The sequence below is a fragment of the Streptococcus sp. UBA3373 genome (genome assembly GCF_002360305.1).
Lineage (GTDB): Bacteria > Bacillota > Bacilli > Lactobacillales > Streptococcaceae > Streptococcus > Streptococcus alactolyticus.
Genome location: NZ_DEQF01000014.1, coordinates 7,543 through 22,130, shown reverse-complemented (window position 1 = coordinate 22,130; position 14,588 = coordinate 7,543). Strand labels below are relative to the sequence as shown.

The 14,588-nt window shown below is 41.1% G+C and carries 14 protein-coding genes; 2 read left to right on the top strand and 12 right to left on the bottom strand.

Annotated elements, in window-relative coordinates:
- Positions 1–64 precede the first annotated feature (64 nt).
- Together coaA and rpsT are read left to right on the top strand one after the other, a co-directional pair.
- The gene (coaA, locus tag B3R79_RS02625; RefSeq protein ID WP_293693573.1) at positions 65–985 is read left to right on the top strand and encodes a type I pantothenate kinase; all 921 of its coding nucleotides are present in this window, start codon (positions 65–67) and stop codon (positions 983–985) included.
- Between the two features lie 53 nt (positions 986–1,038).
- Positions 1,039–1,290 (top strand): 30S ribosomal protein S20, encoded by a 252-nt coding sequence (rpsT, locus tag B3R79_RS02620; protein ID WP_154454731.1) that lies wholly within the window; start codon positions 1,039–1,041, stop codon positions 1,288–1,290.
- An 82-nt stretch (positions 1,291–1,372) separates the two neighbouring features.
- Here rpsT and B3R79_RS02615 read toward each other — a convergent pair whose 3' ends face one another.
- The 12 genes from B3R79_RS02615 to traF all read right to left on the bottom strand — a co-directional run bounded on the left by B3R79_RS02615 (position 1,373) and on the right by traF (position 14,468).
- Entirely contained in the window at positions 1,373–2,716 is a 1,344-nt protein-coding gene (locus tag B3R79_RS02615; RefSeq protein ID WP_204984364.1) for a sensor histidine kinase, read from the bottom strand.
- Complete coding sequence (locus B3R79_RS02610; RefSeq protein WP_154454729.1) at positions 2,706–3,380, bottom strand: response regulator transcription factor; 675 nt, start codon at positions 3,378–3,380, stop codon at positions 2,706–2,708. Before B3R79_RS02610 ends, B3R79_RS02615 begins: the two co-directional genes overlap by 11 nt.
- A 159-nt stretch (positions 3,381–3,539) precedes the next feature.
- Positions 3,540–6,080, bottom strand: a complete 2,541-nt coding sequence (locus B3R79_RS02605; protein ID WP_293693570.1) for a M1 family metallopeptidase — start codon at positions 6,078–6,080, stop codon at positions 3,540–3,542.
- 164 nt (positions 6,081–6,244) lie between these two features.
- Positions 6,245–6,898, bottom strand: a complete 654-nt coding sequence (gene phoU / locus B3R79_RS02600; RefSeq protein WP_168260747.1) for a phosphate signaling complex protein PhoU — start codon at positions 6,896–6,898, stop codon at positions 6,245–6,247.
- Positions 6,899–6,932: 34 nt separating this feature from the next.
- Positions 6,933–7,691 (bottom strand): phosphate ABC transporter ATP-binding protein PstB, encoded by a 759-nt coding sequence (gene pstB / locus B3R79_RS02595; RefSeq protein WP_154454726.1) that lies wholly within the window; start codon positions 7,689–7,691, stop codon positions 6,933–6,935.
- An 11-nt stretch (positions 7,692–7,702) separates the two neighbouring features.
- The gene (gene pstB / locus B3R79_RS02590) at positions 7,703–8,506 is read right to left on the bottom strand and encodes a phosphate ABC transporter ATP-binding protein PstB (RefSeq protein WP_154454725.1); all 804 of its coding nucleotides are present in this window, start codon (positions 8,504–8,506) and stop codon (positions 7,703–7,705) included.
- A 10-nt stretch (positions 8,507–8,516) separates the two neighbouring features.
- Complete coding sequence (gene pstA, locus B3R79_RS02585) at positions 8,517–9,404, bottom strand: phosphate ABC transporter permease PstA (protein ID WP_293693567.1); 888 nt, start codon at positions 9,402–9,404, stop codon at positions 8,517–8,519.
- Positions 9,394–10,311 carry a phosphate ABC transporter permease subunit PstC gene (gene pstC, locus B3R79_RS02580; protein ID WP_293693565.1) on the bottom strand — a complete coding sequence of 306 codons (918 nt, stop codon included), beginning with the start codon at positions 10,309–10,311 and terminating at the stop codon, positions 9,394–9,396. The genes pstA and pstC overlap by 11 nt, the downstream gene beginning before the upstream one ends.
- A gap of 9 nt (positions 10,312–10,320) precedes the next feature.
- On the bottom strand, positions 10,321–11,178 hold the full coding sequence (locus tag B3R79_RS02575; RefSeq protein ID WP_369945202.1) for a phosphate ABC transporter substrate-binding protein PstS: 858 nt from the start codon (positions 11,176–11,178) through the stop codon (positions 10,321–10,323).
- Positions 11,179–11,341: 163 nt separating this feature from the next.
- Positions 11,342–12,652 carry an RsmF rRNA methyltransferase first C-terminal domain-containing protein gene (locus tag B3R79_RS02570; protein WP_293693562.1) on the bottom strand — a complete coding sequence of 437 codons (1,311 nt, stop codon included), beginning with the start codon at positions 12,650–12,652 and terminating at the stop codon, positions 11,342–11,344.
- 114 nt (positions 12,653–12,766) lie between these two features.
- Positions 12,767–14,122: a glutathione-disulfide reductase gene (gene gorA, locus B3R79_RS02565; protein ID WP_293693560.1), complete on the bottom strand. Its 1,356-nt coding sequence runs from the start codon at positions 14,120–14,122 to the stop codon at positions 12,767–12,769.
- 10 nt (positions 14,123–14,132) lie between these two features.
- Positions 14,133–14,468 (bottom strand): conjugal transfer protein TraF, encoded by a 336-nt coding sequence (gene traF, locus B3R79_RS02560; protein WP_293693558.1) that lies wholly within the window; start codon positions 14,466–14,468, stop codon positions 14,133–14,135.
- Positions 14,469–14,588 lie beyond the last annotated feature (120 nt).

Genomic DNA, 14,588 nt, shown 5'->3' with positions numbered 1-14,588 from the left:
GTAATGGTTTTCAATTAGGTTATAAAATGCTATAATGAAGCAATAACCTCAGTAGGAGCGTAACATGACACGTGAGTTTATCAATTTTAACGACATTTCTCGAGAATCTTGGCAAGAATTGCACCAACATACCAAACCTCTCTTGACGGCAGAAGAACTTGAAGCTATCAAAAGCCTTAACGATAAAATCAGCATTCAAGACGTGATTGATGTGTATTTACCATTGATTAGCCTGATTCAGATTTATAAAAAGGCACAAGAAAACCTCTCTTTTGCTAAAAGTATTTTTCTAAAGAAAGAAGCCTGCCAGCGTCCTTTTATCATCGGTATTTCTGGTTCGGTAGCTGTTGGCAAATCAACTACTAGTCGTCTGCTGCAAATCCTTTTATCACGGACATTTAAAAATAGCAAAGTGGAAATGGTCACGACAGATGGCTTCATTTACCCCAATAGCGTGCTTATGGAACGGCAGATATTGAACCGCAAAGGCTTTCCTGAAAGCTATAACATGGAGTTGCTCTTGAACTTCCTCGATTCTATAAAAAATGGCATGACGGCTGAAATTCCTGTTTACTCGCATGAAATCTACGATATTTTACCTGATGAAAAGCAAGTGATTCAGTCGCCTGATTTTCTCATTCTTGAAGGAATCAATGTCTTTCAAAATCAGAAAAACACTCGCCTTTACATGACAGGTTACTTTGATTTTTCCATTTACATTGATGCTGATATCAATAACATCAAAAAATGGTATTTGGAACGTTTCGATAGTTTGCTCGAGTTGGCTAAGACAGATAAAAACAATTACTACCACCGCTTTGTGCATATGGAGCGTGAAGATGTCCTTAAAATTGCTGAGGATACTTGGGGAAGCATCAATCTCGTGAATTTGAAAAAATACATCGAACCCACACGAAACCGAGCAGAATTGATTTTACACAAGACTTCTGATCACAAAATTGATAGAATTTATTTGAAAAAGTGATAAAGACTTGCCAAAAGTCAAGAAATTCTATATAATGATATAGTTAGATTAATTTGGAGGTGAAAACATTGGCAAATATTAAATCAGCTATCAAACGCGCTGAACTTAACGTTAAACAAAACGCTAAAAACTCAGCACAAAAATCAGCTATGCGTTCTGCTATCAAAGCATTTGAAGCTAACCCATCTGAAGAGCTTTTCCGCGCTGCTTCTTCTAGCATCGATAAAGCTGAATCAAAAGGGTTGATTCACAAAAATAAAGCTAGCCGCGATAAAGCACGTCTTGCTGCTAAATTGGCTAACTAATATCCAATGAAAACTCCAAATGGAGTTTTTTTATTACCACACAAAAAGGTATTGGAGAAAATCCAATACCTTTTTGTGTTTATCAATAATGGTGGTTAAAACGCACTTCAAAAATTGTTCCTTTAGGTGTATTGTCTTTGACTGTAATGGTTCCCTTTAGGGCGTCCACGATTTGTTGAGCTAGGGACAAGCCTAAACCAAATCCACCCTTTTGACGCGTTCTTGCCTTGTCCACTCGGTAGAATCGGTCAAAAATCTTCAGCTTATCGCTATCACTAATACCGATACCATTGTCCGCAACCGTGATAATGGTGTGTCTTTCCGTTGTTTTAACGGTAAATTCAACCACGCCATCTTCATCCGTGTACTTAATGGCATTATCAAATAAGATGGTCATCAATTGTTTGAGTAAGACACGGTCTGATTTGATCGGGTGGGTAGCTAGATTTTGCCCAATAAAGATACGATTACTCTCCTCGGCAATGAGGCTGTAATTTTCAAAGACTTCATCGAACATGGTTGGCTGAATCATTTCTAAATCAACCTTCAAGACATCATCTCGCCGAGCCAAATTGAGCAAATTGGTAATCAAAAAGCGCATATTACGGACTTCGTCAAGGCTAGCCGCAATGCTTTCGCTATTATCTAAAATCGTGTCATTAGGTCTTCTAAACAAACCTTCCAAACGGTTTTGCAAAACAGCTAATGGCGTCCGCAATTCGTGACTGGCATTTTCCACGAAGGCTTTTTGCTTTTCATAACTTTCCAAAATCGGCTTACGCGTCCAATTGGCAAGGTAGATGCTCGCCAAAATGGAAATCATCCAGAAAATCACCATGACTGTGATCGTAATGGTCACGTAACGTTCATTAGCTTCATCCAGCTGCCGCACGCTAATCAAAAAAGTTGCGTACTTAATCGCTGGATAATCCGCATCATCGACTTTGACCGTTAGCACATGGTATTTTTCATTTTGCCCGAAAATGGTTTTGATTTTTTCCTCTTTAATCTCCCCAATGCTATCCTCATCAAGGCTGTAAGATAAAGCACCAAATTGGAGAAAGGCGTCCAAGGCATTTAAAATCTTGCCCTTTTTATCGTACAAAAGAACACTCACATTGGTTAGCGTTTCGCCGTTGAGGGCTGATTTGAGTTTGCTGCCATTTTCATCCGCAAAAAAGGATTCATAGTCCGAATCATCAACCTGCAAAGAATCGCTGCGCTTCATCGTCCGAGCGACATAATCATTAGCATTATAAGCAGCATTTTGCAAATTGGTATCCACTGTCGAATACAAACCAAAACGCATGATTTGCAAGATAATAACAGTCATGACGATGAAAATACCTGTAAAGACCGCGAAGAAATGGAAGAAATGCGAAAAGGTTGTCCCTGATAGTAATTTCTTAGACCACTTATTCCGCATCTTTTAGAATGTACCCCACACTACGCAGTGTTTGAAGGTTTTTGGCAAACTCAGTTCCCTTCAATTTTTTGCGTATTTTAGACACATAGACTTCCACCACCGAAATGGTCGTATCACTGTCAAATCCCCACAAACGGTCAAAAATTTGTGATTTTGGCAAAATAACGTTTTGGTTTTGTAAAAAGTAAACCAACAAATCAAATTCTTTACCAAGCAATTCAACGACTTTTCCGTCAACAGTTGTGGTATTTGTCGCGGTATCAACGGTCACTTCTTTGTAAGACAAGGTATTGCTATTGTATTTTCCAGAGCGTTTCAAAAGGGCCTGAATACGCATTTTCAACTCTTCAAGGTAGAAAGGCTTAGTCAAGTAATCATCTGCTCCCAACTCAAAACCATGCCCCTTATCATCAAGGCTTTCTTTCGCTGTCATAATCAAAACAGGCGTCGAAATACCTTTTTCACGCAATTCTTTAAGCACTTGGAAACCGTCTTTTTCAGGTAACATAAGGTCAAGCAAAATCAAGTCATAGACCCCACTTTCAGCTTCATAAAGACCTTCTTCACCGTCAAAAACCTGCATCACATCCGCAAAATCATCCAAGAAATCAAAGACAGAATTTGACAAGCTCAAATCATCTTCAACTAACAAAATCTTAATCATAGGCTATCTCCTTACAATCTTATTAACATCCTCTTAAGTTCATGTAAATCATATTTTTATTATTCTAGCCCAGATAACTTAAGACTAGCTAAATCAGATAACAGTTAAAAACGTTTGAGCTGCCTCAAACGTTTTTAATGATTTTAATGGTCATTCTTTTTATAGTTCAGCCAAAGCACTTTCAACAGCAGCTTTGCTTGTGTTAATCAAGTTGATACGAGCTGAAATTTCTTTAATACCCATTGTGATGTTACGGCTGATAGCCATGTTATCTAATTGTGGTTCAAAGAAGGCTTTGTATTCTTCCAAACGTTCAGGTGTTTTGAAAGTGTTAGCTGGGTAAATGACAAATTTGTCAAAACTCATATCGCCTCCAAGTGCAGAGGTAATCCAATCCCAGTTTTCACAAGCCCAATTCCAGAAGGCTCCTTGTGAGAAGTCCTTGTTAAGGAATGGACGGTACCAGCTCATGGCAAGGTCTTGCGGTTTCACAACATCTTTGTTTTTCAATTCGCCCAAGATGCGCTCAACGGTTGCTTTTTCTTTGGTGTTAGACAAGGCAGCAGCCAATTGACGACGGAAGTTACCATCATTAGTCTTAACGTAGCAATCCAAGTATAATGATACCAATTCTTCTGTTTCAGCGTGTTTTACTTGGTTGGCCAAAACAGATAAGCGGATTGAAGCAGGGATAGATTCGATGTTTTCTTTGTGAGCGTCAAAGATTTCTTCGGCTTTAGCCACGGCGTCCGCATTGTCTGCATAAAGCATCAAGCTAATCGCTTTTTGACGAACCATTTCATCTTCGTCAGATTCTCCAACTTGTGGTTCAAATCCTAGACGGTCATAATTCTTTTGCATCAAACGGTTAACCAAGGCTTTGAATTCAGCTTGGGCTTCACTACCTTCGTCCATAAACATATCCAAACCATCCACAACTTGCGCAATTGCTTCAGACACAAGGTAAGAAGTTTCGTCTGTCAATTTAGTCAATAATGGAATCAATTCCGCATAAGAAATCTCACCACTTTCAGCCAAAAGACGGCGTTCTTGAACTACTTGTAGTTTTGATGTGGTATCAAGTTCTGTTAATTGGTTAAGAACAGCCTTCAACAATTGACCTTTGTAATTAGTGATGTAGTGAGCTGTATTAGCAGTGTTCAAACGAAGCGCACCTTCATTTTGAGCGGCTAATTGGCTAAAGTTTGGAATAGCAAGGCGTTCTTCAGTCAAGGTTTCTGGCAAGCCTGTCCAGTTGGTATTCAATGGAATTGGCCAGATACGGTTTTGGTCTTGTCCTTCTCCGATGAAGAATTGTTTTTGGCTAAGAACAAGCGTATCATCTACTACTTCTGCTGTCACAACTGGGTAACCTGGTTGTTCCAACCAAGCATCCATAAAGGCAGCAACGTCTTTGCCTGATGCTTCTGACAAGGCATCCCAAAGGTCATGACCGATGGTATTGCTGTATTGGTGTTTTTCAAAGTAAATCTTCAAACCTGCTCTGAAATCATCATCACCGAGCCAACGACGAAGCATGTGCATCAAGCGGCTTCCTTTAGCATAAACAATGGCAGGGTCAAATAAGGTATTAATTTCATCTGGGTGGTTAACAGCTACGTGAACAGATTGCACACCGTCAGTCGCATCACGTTGAAGTGCTAAAGGCACACCTGTTGTTTGGAAATCTTCAAAGATGTTCCAAGAAGGTTCAATAGCGTCGATAGACACGTATTCCATCATGTTAGCAAATGATTCGTTAAGCCATAGGTCATCCCACCATTTCATGGTTACTAGGTTACCAAACCATTGGTGAGCTAATTCGTGAGCAACGACAAGCGCAACATTTTGACGGCTCTTAACGGTAGAATTTTCATCAACGAGCAAGTACACTTCACGGTAAGTTACCAAGCCCCAGTTTTCCATAGCACCAGCTGAGAAGTCAGGAAGTGCCACGTGGTATGACAATGGGATAGGGTAGCGAACACCAAAATAATCTTCGTAAAAATCAATCACGCGAACAGCGATATCCAAGGCAAAATCCAATGTTTTTGGATTGTGGGCTTTGGTTGAGAAGACACCAACTTCTGTTCCGTTTTTACTTGATGCTGTTTTACCTTGCAAATCACCAAGTGCAAAGGCTAAAAGATATGATGACATGCGTGGAGTGGTATCAAAAGTCCAAAGACCTGTTTCTTTGCGGCGTTCTGCATCCACTTCAGGCATGTTTGATAGAACAATTTCATCAGCAGCTTGGTCAAATTTGATGCTCAAATCAAAGGTTGCTTTTGCTTCAGGTTCGTCAACACATGGGAAGGCTTCACGAGCAAAGTGGCTTTCAAACTGTGTTGAAATTACTTCTTTTTTCATGCCATCTACTGTGTAATAAGATGGGTAGATACCTGTCATGTTATCCGTGATTTTTCCTGAGAATTCAATCACAAGTGTAATTGTCCCTGTTTCTGGTAGGTCAATACTAAGTGATTCTTGTTGGTTATCAACCTTGAAATCCAAGTTTTGATTGTCCAATAAAACAGATGCAATGGTTAAATCTTTTTGGTGGAATGAAATGACATTGTCTAAAGCTTCACCGGTAATAGCGACATTTCCTGAAAATGATTTTTCAGTACGATTGATGTCAAGAAAAATGTTGTAATTTTCAGGAACAAATTTTTCAATAAAATGTTCTACAGTTTTCATATAACTCCTTTAGAATACAGAAATGAGGTTTGATGCCTCATCCCTCACTTTAATTTGATTAATTATCACTAACTCTAGTGGCATAAAGACCACCGAACCCTAATATTATACCACAAACAGGGCCTATCTGTCAGACCTAACCTACAAAAAGTAAGTGAGTTGCCTTACAATTCGATAATTTTACCTGTTTTGAGATAAACCACCCATTCACAAATATTGCGGGCATAATCACCGATACGTTCTAAATAGGTGATGACTTGAAGGTATTCTTTTCCTGCAAAAACCGTATCAGGTTGTTGACGGATAGCTTCAACTGCCATGTTTTGGATTTCACGGAAATAGTTATCGATGACTTCATCAGAAGCAGCGACTTCATAAGCTCTTTCTTCGTCACCTGTAATATAAACATCAAGAGCTTCTTCTACCATGCTACGCACGGCTTTCCCCATTTTCTTGATTTCTTCTTCAACCTCTGGCAAACGGGTTTCACCTTTGACACGGATAGTCGCTTTTGCAATAGAAGCAGCATGGTCAGCCATACGTTCCACATCGCTTGAGGCTTTCAGAACTGTGATAACAGTTCGCAAATCGTGTGACACAGGTTGTTGCAAGGCAATGATTTCAAGTGATTTCTTCTCCAACTTGGTTTCAAAATTATTGACAACCTCATCCCCTTCAATAACCTCTTTTGCTAATTCGCGGTCGTGGCTAATGAACGCACGCACTGTTTTATTGATTTGTGATAAAACCTCAGTTCCCATCGCATAAAACTGGTTATGCAGTTTTTCTAATTCATCATCGAATTTTGACCTCAACATTATATCGCCTCCCTTATATGATACTTCCTAAATATTAACCAAATTTTCCTGTAATATAATCTTCTGTTTCTTTTTGTTTTGGATTCATGAACATCTCATGTGTTTCACCGTATTCAACGAGATTGCCGTCAAGGAAGAACCCTGTTCGGTCTGAAATACGCGACGCTTGTTGCATCGAACGTGTAACAATGAGCATGGTATATTTCTCTTTTAAGCCGTACAGTGTATCTTCGACTTTTCCTGCTGAAATCGGGTCAAGGGCAGATGTCGGTTCGTCCAACAAAATAATTTTTGGACTGGTTGCTAAAACACGAGCCACACAGACACGTTGTTGCTGACCACCTGACAAGCCAAGAGCTGAATCGTGTAAACGGTCTTTCACTTCATCCCAAATAGATGCCCCAATGAGAGAAGATTCCACAGCTTCATCAAGCACTTGTTTATCGCGAATGCCTTTCAAACGTAAGCCATAAACCACGTTTTCATATATAGACATTGGAAACGGGTTAGGTTGTTGGAACACCATACCGATTTCCTTACGCAACTCAACAGTATCCGTTCTAGGGCTATAAATATTGTGACCGTTATAGACAATAGAGCCTGTAAGAGTCACTTCTGGATTCAAGTCCCCCATACGATTGATAGAACGTAGGAGGGTTGATTTCCCAGAACCTGATGGACCAATCAAAGCGGTAATTTCGTTAGGATAGAAATTCATGGATACATTATTGAGCGCTTTTTTATTGTTGTAATAAACAGATAAATCGCTAACTTTTAAAATAGGTTCTGTCATCTCTGTCCTTCCTAACCAAAGTGTCCTGACACGTAGTCACTTGTTGATTTGAGTTTTGCATTTTGGAAGATGTTGTTGGTCTTATCGTACTCAATCAAATCTCCAAGGTAGAAAAAGGCGGTGTAATCACTAGCACGAGCTGCTTGTTGCATGTTGTGCGTTACGATGATAATGGTGTAATTTTTCTTCAACTCAAACATGGTGTCTTCTAACTGCATGGTTGCTACTGGGTCAAGGGCTGACGCAGGCTCATCCATGAGCAAGATATCTGGTTTAACCGCAATGGCACGAGCAATACACAAACGTTGTTGTTGCCCACCTGATAAGGTAAAGGCAGAATGGTGAAGGTCATCTTTAACCTGATCCCACAATGCTGCTTGTTTCAGAGAGGTTTCAACCACTTCATCCAAGAATTGCTTGTCTTTAATCCCTGCACGCTCATAAGCAAAGGTGATGTTTTTATAAATGGATTTGGCAAAAGGGTTTGGTCGTTGGAATACCATTCCGATGTGCTTACGCATTTCATAAACATTGATGTTTTTAGCGTTCACGTCAATGCCTTCGTAAAGAATTTCACCTGTTACTCTAGCAATATCAATCGTATCGTTCATGCGATTTAAACTGCGTAAGAAGGTTGATTTCCCACATCCTGATGGACCGATAAGGGCTGTGATTTTATTTTTTTCAAATTGCATATCAATGCCCTTGATGGCTTCTTTTTGCCCATAATAGACATGCAAATCTTTGGTAGCTAAAGCCAATTTATCCTCAGGAAAGGTGATAATATGTCTTTCATTCCAGTTGTAATCTGCCATCTCTTCTCCTTTAGTTTGCTGACGTTAATTTTGCATGAAGTCTTCTGCCGATGTAACGAGCTAATAAGTTAAAAATCAAGATGAAAATCAACAAGACTGCTGCACTACCTTGAGAAACTTGGGTCGCATCTGGAATGGTTCCTTCACTGTTAACTTTCCAAATGTGTACGGCCAAGGTTTCTGCTTGACGGAAAATAGAAATTGGACTGGTAACACTTAGTGGATTCCAGTTTGACCAATCAAGAGCTGGCGCTGACTGACCTGCTGTGTAGATAAGGGCAGCGGCTTCACCAAAAATACGACCTGAAGCAAGCACGATACCTGTGACAATACTTGGAAGGGCTTCTGGTACAACGACATGAATAACCGTTTCCCAGCGTGACAAACCAAGAGCCAAACCAGCTTCGCGTTGTGTGTGGTGAACATTTCGCAAACCATCCTCAACGTTACGAGTCATCTGTGGCAAGTTAAAGACCGTAAGGGCAAGGGCACCAGAGATGATTGAGAAACCGTATTGGAATTGAACAACGAAAATCAAATACCCAAACAAACCAACAACCACTGATGGAAGTGATGACAAGATTTCAATACAGGTACGGATAAAGTTCGTCAAACGCCCTTTTCGAGCATATTCTGATAGGTAAATACCAGCTCCCAGTGATAGGGGAATAGAGATGATTAAGGTAATCACCAAAAGAAAGAGGGAGTTATAGAGTTGGATCCCGATACCTCCACCAGCTTCATAAGACGATGAACGTCCTGTTAAAAATGACCAGCTAACGTGAGGAAGCCCCTTAACTAGAATATAAAGCAATAACGATGCCAAAATCGCAACAATGATTCCTGCAATGGTGTAGAGAACGGTTGTTGCTATTTTATCTATTTTTTTAGCGTGCATAATTTCTCTTTCTTTCTCTTGTAATAAATTTAACGAGCATGTTGAATCCAAGACTCATCAAAAGTAAAACTAAGGCTAATGACCATAGGACGTTATTTTGAACAGTTCCCATGACAGTATTACCAATTCCCATCGTTAGGACGGATGTTAGGGTTGCTGCTGGTGTGGTTAATGACGTTGGAATAACGGCTGAATTTCCCACCACCATTTGGATGGCCAAGGCTTCACCGAAGGCACGTGCCATACCAAAGATAACCGCCGTAAAAATACCAGGTCTTGCAGCGTTCAAAATTACACGCCAAATGGTTTGCCAACGAGTTGCGCCCATTGCCAAACTAGCTTCTTTGTAATGTCTAGGGACAGCTTTTAAACTATCAACCGTCATGAAGGTCACAGTTGGTAAAATCATGACAAACAAGACGCATACCCCTGATAGAATACCAAAACCTGTTCCGCCAAAGATTGAGCGTACAAATGGCACAATGACTTGCAAACCGATAAATCCATAAACAACAGATGGAATACCAGTCAACAATTCAATCGCTGGCTGTAAAATTTTCGCACCGTATTTTGGAGAAATCTCAGTCATAAATACGGCTGCACCAATGGCAATCGGTGTAGCGATAATGGCTGATAAAATGGTTACGATGAACGACCCTAAAATCATTGGAAGGGCTCCAAATGATCCTGAGCTTGGATTCCATTTTCCGCCGAATAAGAAGGCTAGTGGATTGACTTTATTGACAAAGAAAGTCGATAGCCCTTTTTGGGCAACAAAGACGAGAATCATTGCCACAATAAAAACAATTAAGACTAGGCAAAAAAATGTAATGCCTCGACCAAATTTTTCCAAGCGCGAATTTTTTGACGGCGAGGTTAATTGTTTTTCCAGTTCTTGATTTTTCATCACTTCTCCTTATTTTGCTGTTATTGTACCGTCAGCTGACTTGGTTACTTTCATATCATTAACAGAAATATAACCCATTTGTTTGACAATACCGTTTTGCACTTCGTCGCTCATGACAAAATCCAAAAATTCTTTTGTCAAACCTGTTGGCTCACCTTTAGTGTACATGTGTTCGTAAGACCAGAGTGGCCAGTTATTAGTTGTTACATTTTCAGCTGTCGGAGAATAACCGTTTAAATCAAGTGTTTTGACGCTATCGTCAACATAGGCAAATGCCAAATAAGAAATGGCTCCTGGTGTTTGTGAAACGATGGATTTAACCATACCATTTGAATCTTGTTCTTGACTACGGATGGCTGTTTTTCCTTTCATCACAACACTGTCAAAGGTCGCACGTGAACCTGAACTAGCGGCACGATTAATGATTGAAATTGGTAGGTCTTGACCGCCTACTTCTTTCCAGTTGGTAATCTCACCAGTGAAAATCTTTTGCAGTTGTTCTAGTGATAGGTTTTTCACATTAACCTTTTTATTGACAATCACTGAAAGACCTGCAACGGCAACTTGGTGGTCCACTAATAAGGAAGCATCGATACCGTCTTTTTCTTCTGCGAACAGGTCACTGTTCCCGATTTGGACCGCACCAGATTGTACTTGCGATAACCCAGTACCAGACCCGCCCCCTTGGACGTTAATGATCTTCCCAACGTGGATTGAAGAAAACTCATCAGCAGCAGCTTCTACAAGTGGCTGCAAGGCCGTAGAACCAACGCTGGTAATCGACTGTCCTTTATCAATCCAACTCGCACATCCCGATAAGATGACGACCATTGAAGCAATTAGCATGAGAAAGCTACATTTTTTCATTTGTTTCATTTATGATTCCTACTTATTTGAAAATATAAGGTACACCCCATGAGATAAACTTTACAAGCCTCTTACAAATACCTTACAAAAAAATAGTAACATATTAAGGAAGCATTTGCAAAGTGCTTCTCAACTTATTTTGATAAATGATATCTATAACAGTTTACGAGTAAAATCGTAAACCTTTTGGAAAGTAATTTTTAAGTACCTTTCCTGTGATTTTGGCAAAGCCTATGCCGTTCCCTTCTACCGTGACCAAATACCAGCCGTTTGCTAGCGAAGTGTCGAGCGGCACGACATTTCCTGATGCATAATGTTTGAACTGTTCTATATCAATTTCAACAAATTGGGTCACTTCTTGAGGAGAAAGGGCCAAACCCAAGGCAAAAGACGGCTCAAAGCGGTTCTTTTTAAAGGTTCCTAGATGCAGGCCGTTTCGGGCAATTTTTAACTTGGCTAAATCAGGCAAGCCCTCAGGCAAGAGATAGAGATTATCACCAAAGGTTTGCAGCGTCCCTTTCAAATCAACGGTTAGATGCTTTTTAGCAAAATCCTGCCACAAGGTCAATTGCGTCTTGTTCAAACGAGAAGAAGTTGGCTTGATGCGACGCGTTTTAGGAGGTCTAGTATCTCGCAACTTCGCCACAAACTGCCCTTCCCCTTTAAAATGATGGGGATACATGCGAGCCACTTCAGGCATATCAATTCCCCCAATCATGCCATTGATTTTGTCAATTGGGAGCAATTCTAAGCTTTCGTAGTTGTCTAGCAACCAGCTTACCACGCCTTCATTTTCCTCAGGCGACCAAGTACAAGTCGAATAAAGCAGTGTGCCGCCAGGAGCCAGCATGGTCATGGCTTCTGCTAAAATCTCCTTTTGCAAAGCCGCACATTCTGCTGGGTAATCCTCATGCCAATACTGAATGGCAGATGGGTCCTTACGAAACATGCCCTCACCAGAACAAGGACCATCAAAAACAATCAGGTCAAAATACTCTGGAAATACCTTGGCTAATTTTTGAGAACTTTCGTTGGTCACAACAACATTTCTGGCACCAAAACGCTCAATGTTTTCCACTAAAATTTTACTACGCTTGGTGGAAATTTCATTGCTAACCAAAACCCCTGTGTTATTAAGGTAACTCAATAGATGTGTGGATTTTCCTCCTGGAGCGGCTGCCAAGTCCAACACTCGCATGCCTTCTTTTGGCGCAGCAACTTGTCCCACTATCTGAGCAGCGGGTTCTTGCGAATAAACCAATCCTGACACGTGCTCAGACGACTTGCCGTTGACCTTGCCATAATATCCCCAAGGTGTATTGGGGATAGGATCGTTAAAGGTGACTTGCACGGGTTTTAGCGGATTAACACGGAATCCTGAGACGGGTTCGTCATCAAACGACGCCAAAAAAGCATCTGCTTCAGAACCAAGAAGATGTCGGTATTTTTCAATAAATGTTTCAGGTAATAACATACTTATATGATAACAATTTCACATGTTAATTACAACTTAAAAATAGGAGAAATTGTGCATTTTAAAAGGCGGTTTTCGAATGCTGAAAACTGCCTTTCTGAATTGTTTATTTGACTAACGCATGGTGACAAATTCTTCTGCGCCTGTCGGGTGAATGGCTACGGTTTGGTCAAAATCGGCCTTGGTTGCCCCCATCTTGATAGCGACGGCAAAGCCTTGAATCATTTCATCGACCCCATATCCGATACCATGTAAACCGATAACTTTTTCGTCCTTACCAAGCGTGACTAATTTCATCACGCAAGGTTGGCGATGGTCGCCCAAAGCGGTGTACATCGGTGTGAAGCTTGAACGGTAAACCTTAATCTCGTCCTTGCCAAATCTTGCGATGGCCTCTTCTTCTGTGTAGCCGATAGCCCCAATAGATGGGTGGCTGAAAATAACCGTCGGAACGTTGGTGTAGTCCATCTTAGCATGGCTTTGACCGTTAAACAAACGCTCTGATAATTGACGGCCTGCCTTGACGGCAACTGGGGTTAATTCCAATTTGCCATTGACATCGCCAAGGGCATACAAGCCTTCAACAGAGGTGTTCTCGTAAGCGTCCGTTTGGATAAATCCTTTGTCATTTAGGGCAACCCCTGCCTTTTCAATGCCAAACCCAGTGACATTTGGCTTGCGGCCAATCGCCCAAATCACAGCATCAACGGTGTAAGATTCGCCGTTTTCAAAGCCAATGGTTAAACTGCCGTCTGCATTTTTGAGGACTTCTTTTGGTATGGCATTCGTATGCAGATGCGGTCCGTTTTTAGCCATATTATCCACGAGTGTTACAACGATGTCTTTATCAAAGCGACGCAAAGGACGGTCATAGCGAACGAAGAGATGCGTTTTCGAACCGAGTGCCTCAAGCACCCCAGCCAATTCAACCGCAATGTAACCACCGCCGACAACAGCCGTGCGTTTTGGAACATCATCCAAAGCAAAAAAGCCGTCTGAGGTCATACCGTATTCTGCCCCTGGAATGTCAGGATAAAGGGCATGACCCCCCGTCGCAATGAGAATGTGCGGCGCCGTGTAATATTTGCCAGCTGCTTCAACCGTATGGGCGTCTAAAAAGCTAGCGTAGGCTTTGACACGCTCAACCCCATTATGGTCAAAACCTCTCTCATAAGAGGCATGAATACGATCGATATAAGCCTGACGATTGGCTTTTAGGGTTTGAAAATCGAACGCCGTGTCCTTGACCTGAAAACCATATTCCGCAGCGTAGGTGTTTAGCGTTTCAGCAACCTGTGCTCCATACCACATGACTTTTTTAGGCACGCAGCCTAGATTAACACAGGTACCGCCAATGTCCTTGCCTTCAAATAAAATAACCTTGGCACCGTGCATAGCGGCACGATTGGCTGAAGCAATCCCGCCAGAACCCGCACCAATGACGATGTAGTCGTAATGATTGATTTCCATAACAGAGCCCTTAGTCTTGGTTGATGAAGTCTAAAATAACGGCTTCTGATAATGAAGAATCGCAGACCACACGAACCTTGCCTGACTTAGCCACCACAAGGGCTGGAACTGTTGGAATGTTGTAAGTTAAACGCAAATCTTGTGTCATAGAATCTTGATTTTCGCTGTTTAAATAATAAACCGTCAAATCATTGTCTTTGGCTACTTGAGTCAATTTTGGTTCAAAACGGCGGCAGTAAGGACACGTTGGACGTCCGATGAAAAGGATGAATTCATCCGCTGTTTTAAGGTATTGCTCAGCTTCTTGAGCCACGATGGGTGTGAAATATTCTGCAAATGTTGACATAGTTTTTCTCTCCTTTTTCTCCTATCATATCTCATAAGAGGACAATAATCAACTTTCCCGTTTGAAAAGGGCAAATGACTAGTGGCGAATGAAAACATCATCTGCTGGGTAGTCGTCTGA

What these genes read in the sequence shown, in the direction of transcription:
- B3R79_RS02615 (WP_204984364.1), bottom strand. Translation starts at nt 2,716, where the DNA reads ATGCGGAATAAGTGGTCTAAGAAATTACTATCAGGGACAACCTTTTCG.
- B3R79_RS02605 (WP_293693570.1), bottom strand. Translation starts at nt 6,080, where the DNA reads ATGAAAACTGTAGAACATTTTATTGAAAAATTTGTTCCTGAAAATTAC.
- pstB (WP_154454725.1), bottom strand. Translation starts at nt 8,506, where the DNA reads ATGGCAGATTACAACTGGAATGAAAGACATATTATCACCTTTCCTGAG.
- phoU (WP_168260747.1), bottom strand. Translation starts at nt 6,898, where the DNA reads ATGTTGAGGTCAAAATTCGATGATGAATTAGAAAAACTGCATAACCAG.
- B3R79_RS02575 (WP_369945202.1), bottom strand. Translation starts at nt 11,178, where the DNA reads ATGAAAAAATGTAGCTTTCTCATGCTAATTGCTTCAATGGTCGTCATC.
- coaA (WP_293693573.1), top strand. Translation starts at nt 65, where the DNA reads ATGACACGTGAGTTTATCAATTTTAACGACATTTCTCGAGAATCTTGG.
- B3R79_RS02610 (WP_154454729.1), bottom strand. Translation starts at nt 3,380, where the DNA reads ATGATTAAGATTTTGTTAGTTGAAGATGATTTGAGCTTGTCAAATTCT.
- pstA (WP_293693567.1), bottom strand. Translation starts at nt 9,404, where the DNA reads ATGCACGCTAAAAAAATAGATAAAATAGCAACAACCGTTCTCTACACC.
- B3R79_RS02570 (WP_293693562.1), bottom strand. Translation starts at nt 12,652, where the DNA reads ATGTTATTACCTGAAACATTTATTGAAAAATACCGACATCTTCTTGGT.
- gorA (WP_293693560.1), bottom strand. Translation starts at nt 14,122, where the DNA reads ATGGAAATCAATCATTACGACTACATCGTCATTGGTGCGGGTTCTGGC.
- pstC (WP_293693565.1), bottom strand. Translation starts at nt 10,311, where the DNA reads ATGAAAAATCAAGAACTGGAAAAACAATTAACCTCGCCGTCAAAAAAT.
- pstB (WP_154454726.1), bottom strand. Translation starts at nt 7,691, where the DNA reads ATGACAGAACCTATTTTAAAAGTTAGCGATTTATCTGTTTATTACAAC.
- traF (WP_293693558.1), bottom strand. Translation starts at nt 14,468, where the DNA reads ATGTCAACATTTGCAGAATATTTCACACCCATCGTGGCTCAAGAAGCT.